This is a genomic window from Ureibacillus manganicus DSM 26584, assembly GCF_000772945.1.
GTDB lineage: Bacteria > Bacillota > Bacilli > Bacillales_A > Planococcaceae > Ureibacillus > Ureibacillus manganicus.
The window spans coordinates 79,211-94,589 of sequence record NZ_JPVN01000006.1 but is presented as its reverse complement, the minus strand read 5'-3'; the positions used below and the strand labels follow the sequence as shown (position 1 = coordinate 94,589).

Genomic DNA, 15,379 nt, shown 5'->3' with positions numbered 1-15,379 from the left:
TTCTCATTGATTTTTAGATTCAAAAGGTCTTCACCAGCACTATGATGACCTTTTCTGAATGAATTTTAGGCTCAAAAGGTCGTCATCACTTCTATGATGACCTTTTCTGATTGATTTTCGGATTCAAAAGGTCTTCATCAACACTATGATGACCTTTTTTAATTGATTTTCGGATTCAAAAGGTCTTCATCACCTCTATCATGACCTTTTCCGATTGATTTTCGGATTCAAAAGGTCTTCATCAACACTATGATGACCTTTTCCGAACCAACTCTCAGCTCAAACGGTCTTAATCCATCAAAGTCCTTAAACAACAACAAAAAAAAACACGCCCCAACCAGAGCATGTCTCCCCCCCACCTCACCCTACATCCTTCAAATCACCTGCAAGATCTTCACTTTTCTCAACCTTTTTCCTTCCTCCTAGTGTTAAAACGATAATCCCCCCTAATAGCATGGCTACACCGATCCACGATGTTGGGCTCAAGATTTCGCCAACTAAAAAGACGCCTAGTAAGGAAGCGGTCAAGGGCTCGGCCAATGATAGAGTAACTGCTGATGATGAGCTGATTTTCTCTAGCCCTGCCAAATAGAAGATGTATGCTAAGCTCGTCGCAGCGAGCGCCATAAATAACATCGGCAACAAGTTCCCGCCTTCTAGCACCCACGTTACACCTTGTTGTGAAAACGGCAGTAACATCAACGCGCATAGTGTAAAAGTCATTGCCACTGCTGGAAGGGTTTCTTCTTTTTCAGTTAACTGCTTACTACAATTTGTATAAAGAGCGAACATAACCCCAGCGCTTAAAGCAAGCCCAATGCCCATTGGATCTACCGTCGCTTCACCTTTAAAGACAAATAATAGAATACAACCTACAATAGCTAATAAGGTTGCAATTCCCCAAACTTTACTCGGCTTTCTTTTCCAAAAAATCCATTCAATGATACCTGAAAAAACGGGAGAGCTTCCGATTGTAACAACCGTTCCCACTGCAACTCCTGTAAAACGAACAGATGTAAAAAAGAAACATTGGAAAAGTGCAATCGTTAATGCTGCAAGAATGGTCCATTTCCACGACCACTTTTTAAAATTCACCTTACGCATTGCGATTGCGGCAATTAATAATATTCCTCCACCTACGAGAGAACGAGTAGCTGCTACCGCAATAGAGGATACCCCTTCTTCTAAAAACGTTTGCGTTGTTCCGACAGTTCCCCATAACATTGCTGCAAATAGTACTAAAATGTATGGTAATAAAGTCAACAAACTCATCCCCTAAAAATAGTGAATTTTTCTATTTCCGCGCTACTACATGAACAAGAATATATAAAGTAAGCAATCTCTTAAATATATGCTAGTGATAGAAGAAATAAACCATTATAATAATCGAAAAAGGAGGTCCTCATTGATGTATAAAACTATTGCTGAAACAGCGAGGGATCTATCCATGCCTGAAGATCAAGTACAACGTTACATTTATGAAGGCCGCATTAAAGCTGTTCATGACGGTGAGCAATTTCTCATAAATAGCACTCAATTTGACATGTATCACGAACAATTAGAACGAATAAAGGAAGAAATCGAAATTTGGCGTAACACTCCGCTTCCTGAAGATCCGGATGTCAAAGATGAAGATTAGAATTTAGGAAATTAATAAGGGTGATCAGATCAGGAGCCACATCATTAAGATCTGCAAGTAATCCCGCCTACAGAACAATATTCCTTACCAACCAAAAACTTCTTGAAACGAAAAAATCGCTTCAAGAAGTTTTTAAATCGACACAACGAACCCAGCGCGTTTACCAATTATTTCTGCGTAATCTTCTACCATTACACTTGCAGTTGGGTACATACCTGCCCCAGGACCAACAAGAGTTAGCGTACCAATATAATTCGTTTCCATTGTTACTGCGTTGAACACATCATCAATTGGATACAGTGGATGTTCTTTATCGACTAACATCGGGCCAACTTTTGCTGTAATTGTACCATCTGGGTATTTTTCCACTTCTGCAACATGACGATAACGAAGGCCTTGATCAATCGCTTCCTTCACTTGTTCTAAGGAAATCCCATCAATCCCTATTACTTCTACATCTGACCAGTTTGGTTGTTCTCCAAATGCTAATGCTGAAAGAATCATTAGTTTCTTAAATGCGTCCTGACCTGAAATATCATTGTAAGGATCCGCTTCAGCATAACCTAGTCTTTGGGCTTCAGCTAATGCCTCATCAAATGACCATCCTTCTGCACGCATTTTTGTTAAAATATAGTTTGATGTACCATTTAAAATACCTTGGATACGGCTTACATCATTTACTAGTAATATATTTTTCATTGTTTTTATAACTGGTACTGCCCCAGCTGTCGTTGCTTCATATCCTACAAATACGCCATTCTTTTTTGCAAGCTCCTGCAACTCAAGCCCACGCTTTGCGAACATCACCTTATTAGCTGTCACAACATGGCATCTATGCTCCACTGCGCGTTTTAAATATGTAAATGCTGGTTCTTCGTTAACGATTGCTTCAAACACCACCTGTAGCCCTTTAACTGATAGAACATCGTCAATGTTATCTGTTAATAAATGCGCTGTTCCTGGCACTCGTTCTTTTGAAGTATCACGTACTAGTATTTTTGCTACTTCTAATTCTAAACCTAATTTACTTTTTAGTTCTTCACGTTTTTCATTTAAAATATGGTAAATTCCTTGACCTACTGTGCCAAACCCTAAGATGGCCGCCTTTATAGTCGCCATTATTATTCCGCCTCCATCTTTTATGTAGAATCTTATTTCCGAAATATTTGAAAAGTTCAATATAAAAATTTTATCTTATAACGTTGTGGAACTCAAGAACAATCTTCCCAAGATGGACATTTGTTTTTCTAAGAAGGTCACTAAACCTTCACTAATCATACATCGAACAATTTACTATCTCCTAGTATAAATAAAAAATGTAGCAGCCAAGGGGAATTGGCCGCTACTGTAAGCGTTAAAGCTATATTCAAAGTGGGGAACACTATTGAAAACTATAATTTAGAAGCTTTTGGGATAAAAAGTTGTAGCCCAATGAATGGCTTTCAATAAATTTGTAATAAGCTATTACCCAAACGAAATGATGATTGAAACATGCTTATTATTTACTTATTGAGAACATTTTATTAACAACCAAAGTTTTTATGCATTTGTTACACTCTCTAAAGCAACCGCTTTTGTCAGCGCTTGGTCTAAATCTGCAATAATATCTTCCACTGATTCTAAACCAACAGATAAACGAATAAGTTCTTCACTCACACCCGCAACTTTTAATTCTTCAGCAGATAGTTGTTGGTGAGTTGTTGATGCTGGGTGAATAATTAATGATTTTGCATCTCCTACGTTTGCAACATGGGAGAATAATTGAACATTATCAATTACTTTACTGCCCGTTTCGCGACCGCCTTTAATGCCAAATGTTAGAATTGAACCAAAACCGTTTTTCAAATATTTCTTAGCAAGATCATGTGTAGGGAAATCTTCTTTTCCTGGATAGTTTACATACTCCACAGATGGGTGGTTCTCCAGGTATTCAGCTACTTTTAATGTATTTTCTCCGTGTTTTGTATAACGCAAATGAAGCGTTTCTAAACCTTGTAAGAAGTTAAATGCTGCATCAGCACTTAATGTTGGACCGAAGTCACGTAATAGTTGAACTCGGAATTTCGTTGCAAATGCTGCAGCAGCAGTGTCAATTCCATAACGTAAGCCGTGGTAAGTTTCGTCTGGCTCAGTGAATCCAGGGAAACGACCTTGTGTCCAGTCAAATTTACCTGCATCTACTACAATTCCACCAATTGTTGTTCCATGTCCACCAATCCATTTAGTTGCTGAATGAATAACTACATCAGCGCCAAATTCAATAGGGTTTGAACCGTATGGTGACGGGAACGTGTTATCGAGAATAAGAGGTAGTCCATTTTCATGAGCTACGGCTGCAACTGCTTCAATATCTAGTACATTTAAGCTTGGATTTCCGATTGTTTCAGCAAAGATTGCTTTTGTATTATCTGTAATTGCAGCACGGAAGTTTTCAGGATCTCTTTCATCAACGAATACTGTTTTAATACCATATCGAGGTAATGTGTTAGCAAATAAATTGTATGTTCCTCCATATAATGAACCAGCCGCTACGATTTCATCGCCAGCTCCTGCAATATTTAAAATTGAGAATGCGATAGCTGCCATTCCTGATGATACTGCAACTGCAGCTGTACCACCTTCAAGTAATGCAACACGTTTTTCAAAAACATCAACAGTTGGATTCATAATACGAGAATAAATATTTCCTGGTGTTTGTAATGCGAATAATGAACGAGCATGTTCAGTGTTTTCAAAAGCATATGCAGTTGTACGGTATACTGGTACTGCAATTGCTCCTGTTACTGGGTCTGGTTTTTGACCACCGTGTAATAATAATGTTTCCGGACGTAATTCTGACATGTTTCTTCCTCCTAATTTGTTTTCGATGGATAATCGGTAGTTTCGAGGAGGCTTATGGAAAAAATTATGCGGTCTTTCACTAAATGTGCAGTTATTAACCACAAAAAACCCTCTTCGTTAAGAAGAGGGTTGCAAATGAGCAATTTTTCCTCCCCTTATCTTTCAGATCCCGATGAATCTGTAGGAATTAGCACCTTTGCGTAAAATCACGCCGGTTGCTGGGCATCGCAGGGCCTAGTCCCTCCGCCTCTCTAGATAAGAGTATTTTGATTCATGTTCCATCGTTGAATTAACTATAAATCATAGTAAGTTACTATGTCAACTATATTTTTAAAATAGTTTGATAATTTTAAATTTTAATCAAATAATCCATGCATGGGAAGGCCAAAATGTTAATACATTATTTTGTCATTTAAAGTAAAATATACTACTATTACCTTAAGGAGCAATGTTTCCTTAAGGTTTTTCATTTAAAAGTAGCAATTAAGGGGAGAAAAATATGAACGAGGTAACAAAGCTTTTACAAAGCCATTCATCTGTTCGTAAATATACAGGTGAACAAATTTCAAAAGAAACTGTATCAGAAATTATTAAAACTGCTCAAATGGCTGCTAGCTCACATTTCGTACAAGCATATAGTGTTATTTGGGTAACAGATGAAGAAAAGAAAAAGAAGCTTGGTGAACTATCAAAAAATGAATTCCAATTCTCAACAGCTGGAGCTTCGTTTCTATTTTGTGTAGATTATAAACGTCTTCAAGTAGCTGGAAAAAAACAAGGCGTAGATATTGTTGTAGATTCAGCAGAAAACGTACTTGTTGGGACAGCAGACGTTGCTATTTTTGCTCAGAACTTTGTAATAGCAGCCGAGTCTCTTGGATATGGAATTTGTTATATTGGTGGTGCACGTAATAACCCAGCAGAAATCAGCGAATTATTTAACTTGCCAGAATACGTATTCCCACTATTTGCAATGACTATTGGAACTCCTACAAAACGTAACGAAACGAAACCAAGACTTCCATTAGATGCTGTTCTCCATGAAAACTCTTATAATGTTGAAAAATACGATGTTATTCTAGATCAATACGATTCTATTATGGAAGATTATTATGCAAGCCGTAGCTCAAATCAAAAGATGGCTAACTGGACAAAACAAATGGCAGATTTCTTAGTTGAGCAACGTAGACCCCACATTAAAGAATTCTTAGCAACTAAAGGATTTAACTGGAAATAAACAAATTTGCTTCACCTTTTCAAACTTGTTTACTAAGTTTGAAGCGAGTCCTTCAAATGTACTATTTTGTAAAATGGTCCGAAAGAATAATGGATTTTTGATTACAATAAAGGGAAGGATCTTGCAATTGAAGGGAAGCATAATTATGAATACACAAAAATTTGTTATGAAGTCTATAGAGCAGCTTCAACTTAAACATGTCCGTCATTTTTATCGTTCTATTGCTGAGATTAATGGAGAATTGGCTAAAATTCATAAGAGCATAGAAAGTAAAATTGATAAACAGCGCTATCGACTAGTAACGGAATATATCAATCAATTCATTTCTTATACTTCCGTGTGGAATGTAAAGTTTGTATACAACTTAGAAAGTCCAGAAGTGGCAATGCTTCAAATTTTCCACTTAGAATATATCTTTGGTCATGAACAAAATGAACTATTCAGGTGCGAAATTGCCTCTTTGGAACAACTTAAAGAGAAGTTTCTTCAATTAAATGCTTTTAAAATAGAACATATTAAACAGCGAAAGCAAAAAATGCTTCACTATATTACTTCACATAAGAACTAGATTAACCATAAATTTGGTGTCTAGTTCTTTTTATATCGAAAACACTGAATAGAATAATCTTCAATTTCATAGATACTATTATTTACCTTTTCAAAAATCGGAGGTATTGACAGTGCGAAATAGTATGATTGTATTATTTATCATTAGTAGTTTATATTATGTTTTCTTCATCGCTTATATTGATGAACCTTTAAAAATGGTATTTAAGTTAATTCCAATGATACTTGTTTTATTAATTGCATTATTGTCCAATGCGTCAAATACAAAATTTTATAAACTCATTGTTTTGATCGGATTAATCTTCTGTGCGATTGGAGACTACACTTTACAATGGTTCATTATAGGTTTAACTAGCTTTTTAATAGGACACTTATTTTATATTAGGGCATTCCTATCAACAAATGAACAAAAAACTCCATCTGCCGCCAAAATCCTACTTATTATTTTCGGATTAGTAATGGCATTTTTCATACTTAGTGCAATCATTCAAACAGGCAATTACGTGTTAGCCATAGCCGTTTTCTGTTATATTGCTGTTATTTTAACTATGGGTTGGACTTCTTTTCGAACAAATTCAAAGTTTGCAATAATAGGAGCTTTTTTATTTATCATTTCAGATTCAGTTCTTGCCATAAACAAATTTGTCATTCCTGTTGAATTCTCACACCAACTAATTATGTCTACGTATTATGGTGCGCAAATTTTTATTGCATTAAGTATAGTTAATTATTCTGCATTTAAAAGTAAAGGTGTACAATAGATATATTCTAATTTCCATATCAAGGAGGAATTACTAATGAAAGAAAAAGTAATCGAACGTTTAATACGTTATGCAAAAGTTGATACAACATCGAACCCTGAAAGCACAACAACTCCATCAACTGAAAAACAGTTTGACTTATTAAACCTTTTGAAGGATGAACTTGAAACAATTGGATTAACTGAAATTACATTAGATGAGAATGGCTACCTTTTTGCAACACTACCAGCAAATACAGATAAAGAAATACCCACACTTGGATTTTTAGCTCATGTAGATACATCACCAGACTTTTCTGGCACAAACGTAAATCCTCAAAGAATTGATAATTACGACGGTGGTGACATTCAATTACCAAACGGGCTAGTTATGTCTCCAAGCTACTTCCCTAATTTAAACAATTACGTCGGCCAAACATTAATTACAACTGACGGCAACACACTTTTAGGCGCTGACGATAAAGCTGGTATCGCTGAGATCGTAACTGCGATGGAATATTTAATAGAACACCCAGAAGTTAAACACGGGAAGATTCGTGTGGCTTTCACACCAGACGAAGAAATCGGACGTGGACCTCATAAATTCGACGTTGAGAAATTTGGAGCGGACTTTGCTTACACTTTGGATGGCGGCCCACTTGGTGAATTACAATACGAAAGCTTTAACGCTGCAGGCGCTAAAGTTACAACACGTGGGACAAGCGTTCACCCAGGTTCAGCAAAAGACAAAATGGTAAATGCAATTACATTAGCTATCAAATTCCAAAATGAAATGCCTGAAAACGAAGTGCCAGAAAAAACGGAGGGTTATGAAGGCTTTATTCATCTGATGAATTTCAATGGTCATATTGAAGAAGCAAAACTATCCTATATTATTCGTGACCATGATCGCGAAAAATTCGAAGCTAAAAAAGCTCATATGTTAGCTGTTGAGAAAAAAATTAAAGAAGCGTATGGCGAAGATGCTATTACAGTTGAAATCGAAGATCAATATTACAATATGGGTGAAAAAATCTTAGAAGTAAAAGAAATCGTTGATATTGCGAAAAAAGCATTGGAAAACCTAAACATTACTCCAGTAATTGAACCGGTACGTGGTGGGACAGATGGCTCTCAGTTATCATACATGGGATTACCTACACCAAATATTTTCGCAGGTGGAGAGAACATGCATGGTAAGTATGAATATGTATCTGCAGAAACAATGGAACAAGCTACAAAAGTAATACTAGAAATCGTTCAATTATTTGAAGCGCAAAACTAACATTTTTTAGCGGAGTAAGCCTCTGAGCCTACTTCGCTTCACTTTTTAGTTTTAAATTCAGAATATTTAGACTACAATTAAAAGCATTACTCTATCATAACTGTTTTTAGAAAGTAGGTTACGAGATTGAGAGAAATTGCTCTTGGTATTTTTGCTGCACTATTTTTTGCAGTTACATTTATCCTGAATCGTTCGATGGATCTTGAAGGCGGTAGCTGGTTATGGAGTGCATCACTGCGATACTTCTTTATGCTCCCCTTCTTAATCCTATTAGTTCATTTCCGAAAGGGTTGGAAGCCACTTGCCCATGAAATGAAAACTCAACCTTCCAAATGGTTGCTTTGGAGTTTCGTAGGTTTCGTATTGTTCTATGCACCACTAACCTTCGCGGCATCTTTTGGTCCAGGCTGGCTCATTTCTGGGACGTGGCAGCTGACGATTGTTGCAGGTGTTTTACTTGCTCCATTATTTGTTTTAAAGCTAGGCGATCAGACGATTCGTCATAAGATTCCTATCGTATCCCTTTTAATATCTTGCATTATCTTGTTCGGAATTGTACTAATTCAAGTGCCTCAAGCTCAATCTGTATCCTTTGAAGTATTAATTTTAGGAATAGTGCCTGTGTTTATTGCCGCTTTTGCTTACCCTCTTGGAAACAGAAAGATGATGGAGGTTGTTGACGGAAGGCTCGATTCATATCAACGGGTATTAGGGATGACTATTGCATCTCTTCCTGCATGGATTGTACTTGCCATTATCGCCCTATTTACTGTTGGTCTTCCTTCAATGAGTCAAACAATCCAATCATTAATTGTGGCACTTAGTTCTGGAGTGATCGCTACAGTACTATTTTTCATAGCAACTGACCGTGTTCGAGGAAATCAAGGAAAGCTAGCTGCTGTAGAAGCAACACAATCCACTGAAGTTTTATTTGCAATTATCGGTGAAATGATATTACTTAGCATCCCGCTTCCTGAGACAATTTCGTTAATAGGTATTGCAATTATTGTCATAGGGATGCTTTTGCACAGTTATCATGTAGCTTACACCAACAAGAAGTTACCAATTTAAAATAAACCTAAAAGAGCACTAATAAATTCGCTAGTTTACTTGAATCCATTAGTGCTTTTTATTTTTCGATAGAGTATATCTTTTCATAGATTCTTCATAAGTCCCTTGCCAAGATTAATAACCTCACATATTATTTCAAGCTGAATTTAGCTTCCTACACTCTTTACTTTTTCATATTCTTTTACCTTTTGAATAATCATTTTAACAACCTCATTTACGTCTTTCCCTTTATGCTCGATACTAAATACTTTCGCTAAATGATAAGTCAAAGCATAGATTGCCATTTCCCTTTCAATCATTATGGAATAATAAGCTTGGTGTAGTAATTTTGCTTCTTGTTCATCTTGCGCAGATTTTTTAAGCTTACTCACCAAAATATTACCTTCGTTATAAACTAGAAATAACTGAACAGATCCCTCTTGATACTTACTGAAAACCGAAAATCTCTCTATCAATTTTGTTCTCATTCATCTTAGCTCCTTAACTATGTTACTAATTTAAAATTAGTATCTCCTAAAATAGTAACTATTAATCTACTTATAAAAAAAATTTCCCCAACATCAATTACGTCCTTTTTATATTTAAAATTATTCTAAATAGAAATCATTCTCAATTAGACAATAAACCTTTAATTAAGCCTAATGATTACAATTATCATTCTCAATTAGAAATAAATATTCTCAATTATTCATTGTAATTATTATAAATAAGGTGTATGATATGTTTATAACAATTCTAAATTGGAGCTGATTCCATGAGTACGAATACTTCGAGTACACCCAATAATAATAAAAAACTATTAATTATAGCTGCTTCTTTAACACTTTTCTTCGCTCTATTAGAAATTATTTACGGTTTCATTTCTGGATCATTAATGATTATCGGAGATGGAATTCATATGAGCTCAGATGCAATTTCATTAATCCTTTCTTTAATTGCTGCTGTCGTTGCAACTCGAGCTTCAACAAATAAAAGAACGTTTGGATATAAACGCTTTGAACCAATTGCTGCATTTATTAATGGATTGACTCTCGTGTTGGTTCCTCTTTACATTATTTTTGAAGCCATTAATCGAATGATTACACCCATTGAAATTAACCCAACTCAAATGTTAGTAGTTGGACTAATCGGGTTAATCATCAATGCGATTGTTGGGTTTGTTCTTTCGAAAGGTCAGTCCAACTTAAATATGAGAAGTGCAATTTTACATGTTTTTGCTGACTTAATTACAAGTTTAAGCGCTGTTATTGTCTCGCTGGCTATTATGTTTTATGGTTTGAACTGGTTAGATCCCGTCGGAAGTATAATTACTTCCATTATCATTATTCGTGGCGGAATTAAAATAACAAAAGAAGCATTTAATATTCTGATGGAAGGTACACCAAAAGGATATTCTGTTGAAAATATAAAAAAGGTCATTCAGAATAACAACGAAGTTGAAGTTGAAGATATTAAGTTGTGGTGTGTGAATGAGGAAGAAATTTACACAATGATACGTATTAAATCTACACAAAATTTCGTAAATGATATCCATTTAGCGATTAAACAAATTGTTTCCAAAAACACAAACATCCCGGTAGAGCATATTTATGTAGATGTTCAGTCGTAGATTAATTCTTTTGGCCATCAAAAAAGGACTTCAATGTGAAGTCCTTTTTATGTTTGTTTTAACGTTCTTCTATATTGATATTGTTTAAATTGAAAAAAGATAAAGCAACCAATACAAAATCCTAAAATTGCAATAAAAGATGCTACAGCAACCAATATTGTAAATACGAAACCAACAAGTGCCCAACCTATACTAAGGCTAATAAAACCGCCTGATAAGCAAAATAACGCGATACATGCATTAAATTTTTGTTGTACTACATCTTCAGGGATATAACTTTTTCCCTCTTTTATAATAAATACTCTTGCCATCTTTATAATTGGATTAAAATTAAATAGTACGCCTGATAAATTTGCAATTAAAGGAATCAATAAAATCCATACTTGCCCTGTAATCCATGTTAATAGTACGGAAAGTAAAATAGTCCACTGATTCACTCTTACTAAAGGACGTGGTATTGATTGTACTTGCGCCACGATAATACCCACCTTTCTCATCTGTTTTATATAGTTTATTACACTCCTTTAAGTTTGTATACTAAATTTACTTATATTATCAAATTCGCCTTGGCGAATTTGTGACTGCCGCAAGCTTTCGTCACAGCTGAAAACACGTGCGCCCAGATTTTATCGAGCACACTCGATAAATACCTTTAAAAATCTGTGGCATCCGCCGGAGGCTACTTCATTCAGCTTAACTTTCAATATACAGAACGGTAATTTTTTCGTATTTAGATCACCTCTTACGGAAGTCGAAAACTTCTGCTGAATGAAGTTAAAAATGATATAGTATTACTGAAAGGATTGGTGAGTATGCCAGCATTAACATACGATCAATTACGAATGCTAAATTCATACAGTATTTTTACAGAAAATCCCGATAAACCACTTTTTACACTCGAAAATTTACATAAAGATTTTTTTATAAAAGATTTTAGAAACTTAATGATGGGAATCACACAAGCTGGAACCGAGGCGGCGGCTGTTTCTCATTTTGGAAGACGTTATGGAATGTTTATGGCCATGCAGTTTTATATGCTCGCAGCTTACGATGAAATATGGGATGGAAATAAACGTGATGTTCGGTACAGTCTTGTGCATGAATATGGCGTTAATACACTCGGTACATTTATCACTGCAACAGACTTTCGATACGTAGAAGACAATGAAAGAGAACGAGTAATATCAAGCTTACTTTTTCAAATTCATCAAATTATTAATCAACTTCGAAAAACGACTACCATCTCTCCCCTTACTTTGTGGGAAAATATTTTTGGCTATATGCTTTGGAATTATTCTGAATTACTTCAAAATCCACTACTTGCAGACCGGGCGTTTGAGGATTTAGAAATTTTAGAGGATACAAAAGTGTGGGCAAGTTTTTCAAACAAATCATGGTTCTACCAATATACTGGTGGCAAAAGCCCTGTAGATCTTGTTGGAAAACCTGTTCGTAAAAGTTGCTGTTTTTCAAAAGATATCCCCGGTCTAATAGCATGTGAGTTTTGTCCGGTGAAGTAAAGGGTCTTCTCGCGCTATAAAAAAAATCGCTATTCACATTGTGTAAATAGCGATTTTTTCCATTTATAAAATAATTCGTTTCAACTCCGCCACGCATTGTTTTGGATATTTTGTGATTAGTTCACCATGACCATATCGTTCAAAAGATCGAATTTCTAAATTTGGTAAAGCCTTTTTTAAGTTTCTAGCTGATTTTGCAGCATATGTCTCATTGCTTCCATACCAATAGGTGACATCTGCTTTTATCGAGCATAAATTTTTAGGAATTCTATATTCAAATAACTGACTAAAACAGTTCAAAATTGTATTATAAGAAATGCTCGAATAAAATGCTTTTCTTAAAGCATCTTCGTCAAATCTCCCGATCTCCATTACTTTTCTTAACGCAAAATGGAATGGTTTATTTTCTTTCACCTTTGCAATTTGGGTAGATAAAAACTTTGTACATAGCTTTGAAAAAATACCGAGTGGAGCACAATAGGCAGCATCTAATACAACACGATGAATATGCAAGATTTGATTCGCTAAAATTTGGATAAGAATCGTCCCGCCCATTGAAAAACCACTTGCGGCATGCAATTTTCCATTATGTCGTTCTAAAACATATTGTTCAATTTTACTTGCTGCTTCATGAATAGAGCAAAATTCTGATTGTTCCTCCGGATTGTGTCCATCTAAAACAGGTACAATAACATAGAAGTCTTCTTTCAATTCATTGATTGTAGCCTTATAACAAGTATCCCAAGTTGTAGCCATTCCGTGAATTAATAAAATTTTAGGATTTCTTATATTTCCAAATTCTTTAAATTCCATCATTGTATCACCGCCCTTATATGTAATTTTAAGTAGACTTAGGATTTGTGGTTTATGAAAAAACATGCGTACACATACTCACTTCAAAGAAAAAAACGATACCCTCTTTTGGAAGGTATCGCCTTACTTACATTGTTTTTAGTTTTTTAAAGTGAACAAACCAATCTTCATCGACTTGTTTCATGGAAACTCCTACGTAGCCTTGCTTGATCAAATCTTCTTGACCTTCTATATCACCCATCGAAATTGCAATCGTTTCGTTCTCATACTGAGTTTCATTTTTTAAGCCTAATGCAAATACATATCGTAGTTTTCCACCATAGATATGCTTTATAGCGACTATATAGAAACCTTGTACAAATTTATCCTTCAAACTTGCAATATTGTATGGCATAACTGTTGAACAAATATAGTCATACTTCGATGTATCAATTTGGCTCATAATAACCTTTGCTAAAGTTTTTTGTAAGCCATGTCCACGATACAAAGGATGCACATTTGAAATTTCCTGATACATAATACGCTTTAGATCATGTTCTTCGACAAAGCCAAGATCATATCCTAAATGATGTTCGTCAATTTTTGGAACAACGACAGCACGAAATGCTATTAGCTGCTTGTCAACATATGCGCCGATAAGCAAACCATTCCCATTTAAAATATACAAGAATTCTTCTTCTGATAACGGCTGTAAAATATCTTTGTCTGGCAAAGCTTCCATTACAACTTCCTGTAATGAAAGTATTTCATGTAAATCGCTTGTCCCCAACTGTTTTACTTCAAATGGATTATTAGCTAGAAAGCCTTTATAAATAATATTTTGCAAAATACTCACCTACTCAATGACGTCTGATTTTTGTGTTAGTTCAGCAAGTATTGATTCATCAATAGAAACACCTAGTCCAGGACGTTCGTTTAATTGAATAAACGGAATGATGTAGTCTTGCTTTAAATCTCCAATATCTTTCGAGAACTTAACTGGGCCCGTTAATTCGACACTTTTTATAATTTTTTTCGAGAATGCGACATGGAAACCAGCAGCTGAGCCAATCGATGATTCAACCATTGAACCTACCTGGCATTCAATTCCTGCCATTTCAGCCATATTTGCTAACTTCATCGCAGGGTAAATACCGCCACATTTCATTAGCTTAATGTTGACTTTATCTGCTGCGCGTTTGGCAATAATTTCACGCATGTCGTTCATATCTTTTAGACCTTCGTCGATCATTTGAGGAATGGATGTTTTTGATTTAATCTCCACCATACCATCGATGTCGTTTTGGTCTACAGGTTGTTCTAACCAGTCTAGTCCTAAATCTTCTAATTGACGCAAAGCCTTTAACGTATTCGCGCTATTTTCCCAACCTTGGTTGACGTCTACGCGAATCGCTATTTCTTCACCTACACGAGCTCGTACAGCTTTAATCCGCTTCACGTCGTCCATAACATTTACACCAACCTTCATTTTAAAGGAAGTGTAGCCTTCTTTTAATTTTTCTTCAGCTTCATCTGCCATGTCTTCTGGTTTTCCAATACTTAATACATGAGTTACAGGGAATTTTTCATGGTAGCGTCCACCAAGTAATCGATATACTGGAACACCCAATTTCTTTCCAGTCACATCAAAGCACGCAATATCAATCGCAGCTTTTGCTGCTGGCGCACGTTTAACAACCTTATCCAATAAGTCGTGAATTTTTTCAAATTCCATTGGGTTTTGCCCAATCATTACCGGCGCAAAAGTATTTTTTATCATAGCGTAAGTTGACTCAGGCGTTTCCCCAGTAATATGTTCGTCTGGGACACTTTCTCCCCATCCAACTAGACCACATTCTGTCGTAAGTTTTACTATAATCGATGAAATATGTGGGTAATTAGCATAGCTAATTATAAATGGTTTAATTAAAGGTAGATGAACTGAAAAAACTTCAATTTGCTTAATCTTCATTATTAATTACTTCCTTCTCATTGTCTAAGGTGACTTATTTATCTCGGGTACTAGTATTAATCAGTGGGGAAATTCAAAAAATGCTGCCCATTTCCTGTTCATTGGAT

Annotated in this window: 16 protein-coding genes and 1 riboswitch; of the genes, 8 read left to right on the top strand and 8 right to left on the bottom strand. The window is 35.5% G+C overall.

Annotated features, from left to right (window positions below; genetic code table 11):
• Positions 1–360: 360 nt before the first annotated feature.
• The gene (locus CD29_RS06375; protein ID WP_197061742.1) at positions 361–1,272 is read right to left on the bottom strand and encodes a DMT family transporter; all 912 of its coding nucleotides are present in this window, start codon (positions 1,270–1,272) and stop codon (positions 361–363) included.
• A 136-nt stretch (positions 1,273–1,408) separates the two neighbouring features.
• Here CD29_RS06375 and CD29_RS06370 point away from each other — a divergent pair, with 136 nt between their 5' ends.
• On the top strand, positions 1,409–1,639 hold the full coding sequence (locus tag CD29_RS06370; protein WP_036184317.1) for an excisionase family DNA-binding protein: 231 nt from the start codon (positions 1,409–1,411) through the stop codon (positions 1,637–1,639).
• Between the two features lie 132 nt (positions 1,640–1,771).
• Here the strand turns inward: CD29_RS06370 and CD29_RS06365 are convergent, their stop codons facing one another.
• On the bottom strand, positions 1,772–2,758 hold the full coding sequence (locus tag CD29_RS06365; RefSeq protein ID WP_036184315.1) for a homoserine dehydrogenase: 987 nt from the start codon (positions 2,756–2,758) through the stop codon (positions 1,772–1,774).
• Between the two features lie 420 nt (positions 2,759–3,178).
• On the bottom strand, positions 3,179–4,480 hold the full coding sequence (locus CD29_RS06360; protein ID WP_036184313.1) for an O-acetylhomoserine aminocarboxypropyltransferase/cysteine synthase family protein: 1,302 nt from the start codon (positions 4,478–4,480) through the stop codon (positions 3,179–3,181).
• A gap of 152 nt (positions 4,481–4,632) precedes the next feature.
• A riboswitch (SAM riboswitch) is annotated at positions 4,633–4,742 on the bottom strand.
• 237 nt (positions 4,743–4,979) lie between these two features.
• Between CD29_RS06360 and nfsA the strand changes: the two genes are divergently transcribed.
• The 5 genes from nfsA to CD29_RS06335 all read left to right on the top strand — a co-directional run bounded on the left by nfsA (position 4,980) and on the right by CD29_RS06335 (position 9,379).
• Positions 4,980–5,717 (top strand): oxygen-insensitive NADPH nitroreductase, encoded by a 738-nt coding sequence (gene nfsA / locus CD29_RS06355; protein ID WP_036184312.1) that lies wholly within the window; start codon positions 4,980–4,982, stop codon positions 5,715–5,717.
• Between the two features lie 145 nt (positions 5,718–5,862).
• Positions 5,863–6,285 carry a hypothetical protein gene (locus CD29_RS06350; protein ID WP_036184311.1) on the top strand — a complete coding sequence of 141 codons (423 nt, stop codon included), beginning with the start codon at positions 5,863–5,865 and terminating at the stop codon, positions 6,283–6,285.
• A 112-nt stretch (positions 6,286–6,397) separates the two neighbouring features.
• Positions 6,398–7,045 carry a lysoplasmalogenase gene (locus tag CD29_RS06345; protein ID WP_235801789.1) on the top strand — a complete coding sequence of 216 codons (648 nt, stop codon included), beginning with the start codon at positions 6,398–6,400 and terminating at the stop codon, positions 7,043–7,045.
• Positions 7,046–7,081: 36 nt separating this feature from the next.
• Positions 7,082–8,308 carry a peptidase T gene (gene pepT / locus CD29_RS06340; RefSeq protein WP_036184310.1) on the top strand — a complete coding sequence of 409 codons (1,227 nt, stop codon included), beginning with the start codon at positions 7,082–7,084 and terminating at the stop codon, positions 8,306–8,308.
• Between the two features lie 126 nt (positions 8,309–8,434).
• A complete protein-coding gene (locus tag CD29_RS06335) occupies positions 8,435–9,379 on the top strand; it encodes a DMT family transporter (RefSeq protein WP_036184309.1) in 945 nt (314 codons plus the stop codon).
• Positions 9,380–9,525: 146 nt separating this feature from the next.
• Here the strand turns inward: CD29_RS06335 and CD29_RS06330 are convergent, their stop codons facing one another.
• Positions 9,526–9,846, bottom strand: coding sequence for a hypothetical protein (locus CD29_RS06330; RefSeq protein ID WP_036184308.1), 321 nt, complete (start codon positions 9,844–9,846; stop codon positions 9,526–9,528).
• Positions 9,847–10,133: 287 nt separating this feature from the next.
• On the opposite strand from CD29_RS06330, the gene CD29_RS06325 reads away from it, so the two are divergent.
• Positions 10,134–10,988, top strand: a complete 855-nt coding sequence (locus CD29_RS06325) for a cation diffusion facilitator family transporter (protein WP_036184307.1) — start codon at positions 10,134–10,136, stop codon at positions 10,986–10,988.
• Positions 10,989–11,035: 47 nt separating this feature from the next.
• On the opposite strand, the gene CD29_RS06320 is transcribed toward CD29_RS06325, so the two are convergent.
• Positions 11,036–11,464 (bottom strand): DUF4395 domain-containing protein, encoded by a 429-nt coding sequence (locus tag CD29_RS06320; RefSeq protein ID WP_036184306.1) that lies wholly within the window; start codon positions 11,462–11,464, stop codon positions 11,036–11,038.
• A 336-nt stretch (positions 11,465–11,800) separates the two neighbouring features.
• Between CD29_RS06320 and CD29_RS06315 the strand changes: the two genes are divergently transcribed.
• Complete coding sequence (locus tag CD29_RS06315) at positions 11,801–12,508, top strand: Fe-S oxidoreductase (protein ID WP_036184304.1); 708 nt, start codon at positions 11,801–11,803, stop codon at positions 12,506–12,508.
• Positions 12,509–12,571: 63 nt separating this feature from the next.
• Here the strand turns inward: CD29_RS06315 and CD29_RS06310 are convergent, their stop codons facing one another.
• The 3 genes from CD29_RS06310 to CD29_RS06300 form a co-directional block, all read right to left on the bottom strand.
• Entirely contained in the window at positions 12,572–13,324 is a 753-nt protein-coding gene (locus CD29_RS06310) for an alpha/beta fold hydrolase (RefSeq protein WP_036184302.1), read from the bottom strand.
• Positions 13,325–13,448: 124 nt separating this feature from the next.
• Entirely contained in the window at positions 13,449–14,147 is a 699-nt protein-coding gene (locus tag CD29_RS06305; protein WP_235801788.1) for a GNAT family N-acetyltransferase, read from the bottom strand.
• Positions 14,148–14,156: 9 nt separating this feature from the next.
• Positions 14,157–15,272 carry a mandelate racemase/muconate lactonizing enzyme family protein gene (locus tag CD29_RS06300; RefSeq protein ID WP_036184300.1) on the bottom strand — a complete coding sequence of 372 codons (1,116 nt, stop codon included), beginning with the start codon at positions 15,270–15,272 and terminating at the stop codon, positions 14,157–14,159.
• Positions 15,273–15,379 lie beyond the last annotated feature (107 nt).

Excerpts from the sequence above, each read along its gene's own strand:
- CD29_RS06375 (WP_197061742.1), bottom strand. The coding sequence starts at position 1,272 with ATGAGTTTGTTGACTTTATTACCATACATTTTAGTACTATTTGCAGCA.
- CD29_RS06370 (WP_036184317.1), top strand. The coding sequence starts at position 1,409 with ATGTATAAAACTATTGCTGAAACAGCGAGGGATCTATCCATGCCTGAA.
- CD29_RS06365 (WP_036184315.1), bottom strand. The coding sequence starts at position 2,758 with ATGGCGACTATAAAGGCGGCCATCTTAGGGTTTGGCACAGTAGGTCAA.
- CD29_RS06360 (WP_036184313.1), bottom strand. The coding sequence starts at position 4,480 with ATGTCAGAATTACGTCCGGAAACATTATTATTACACGGTGGTCAAAAA.
- nfsA (WP_036184312.1), top strand. The coding sequence starts at position 4,980 with ATGAACGAGGTAACAAAGCTTTTACAAAGCCATTCATCTGTTCGTAAA.
- CD29_RS06350 (WP_036184311.1), top strand. The coding sequence starts at position 5,863 with ATGAATACACAAAAATTTGTTATGAAGTCTATAGAGCAGCTTCAACTT.
- pepT (WP_036184310.1), top strand. The coding sequence starts at position 7,082 with ATGAAAGAAAAAGTAATCGAACGTTTAATACGTTATGCAAAAGTTGAT.
- CD29_RS06330 (WP_036184308.1), bottom strand. The coding sequence starts at position 9,846 with ATGAGAACAAAATTGATAGAGAGATTTTCGGTTTTCAGTAAGTATCAA.
- CD29_RS06325 (WP_036184307.1), top strand. The coding sequence starts at position 10,134 with ATGAGTACGAATACTTCGAGTACACCCAATAATAATAAAAAACTATTA.
- CD29_RS06315 (WP_036184304.1), top strand. The coding sequence starts at position 11,801 with ATGCCAGCATTAACATACGATCAATTACGAATGCTAAATTCATACAGT.
- CD29_RS06310 (WP_036184302.1), bottom strand. The coding sequence starts at position 13,324 with ATGATGGAATTTAAAGAATTTGGAAATATAAGAAATCCTAAAATTTTA.
- CD29_RS06300 (WP_036184300.1), bottom strand. The coding sequence starts at position 15,272 with ATGAAGATTAAGCAAATTGAAGTTTTTTCAGTTCATCTACCTTTAATT.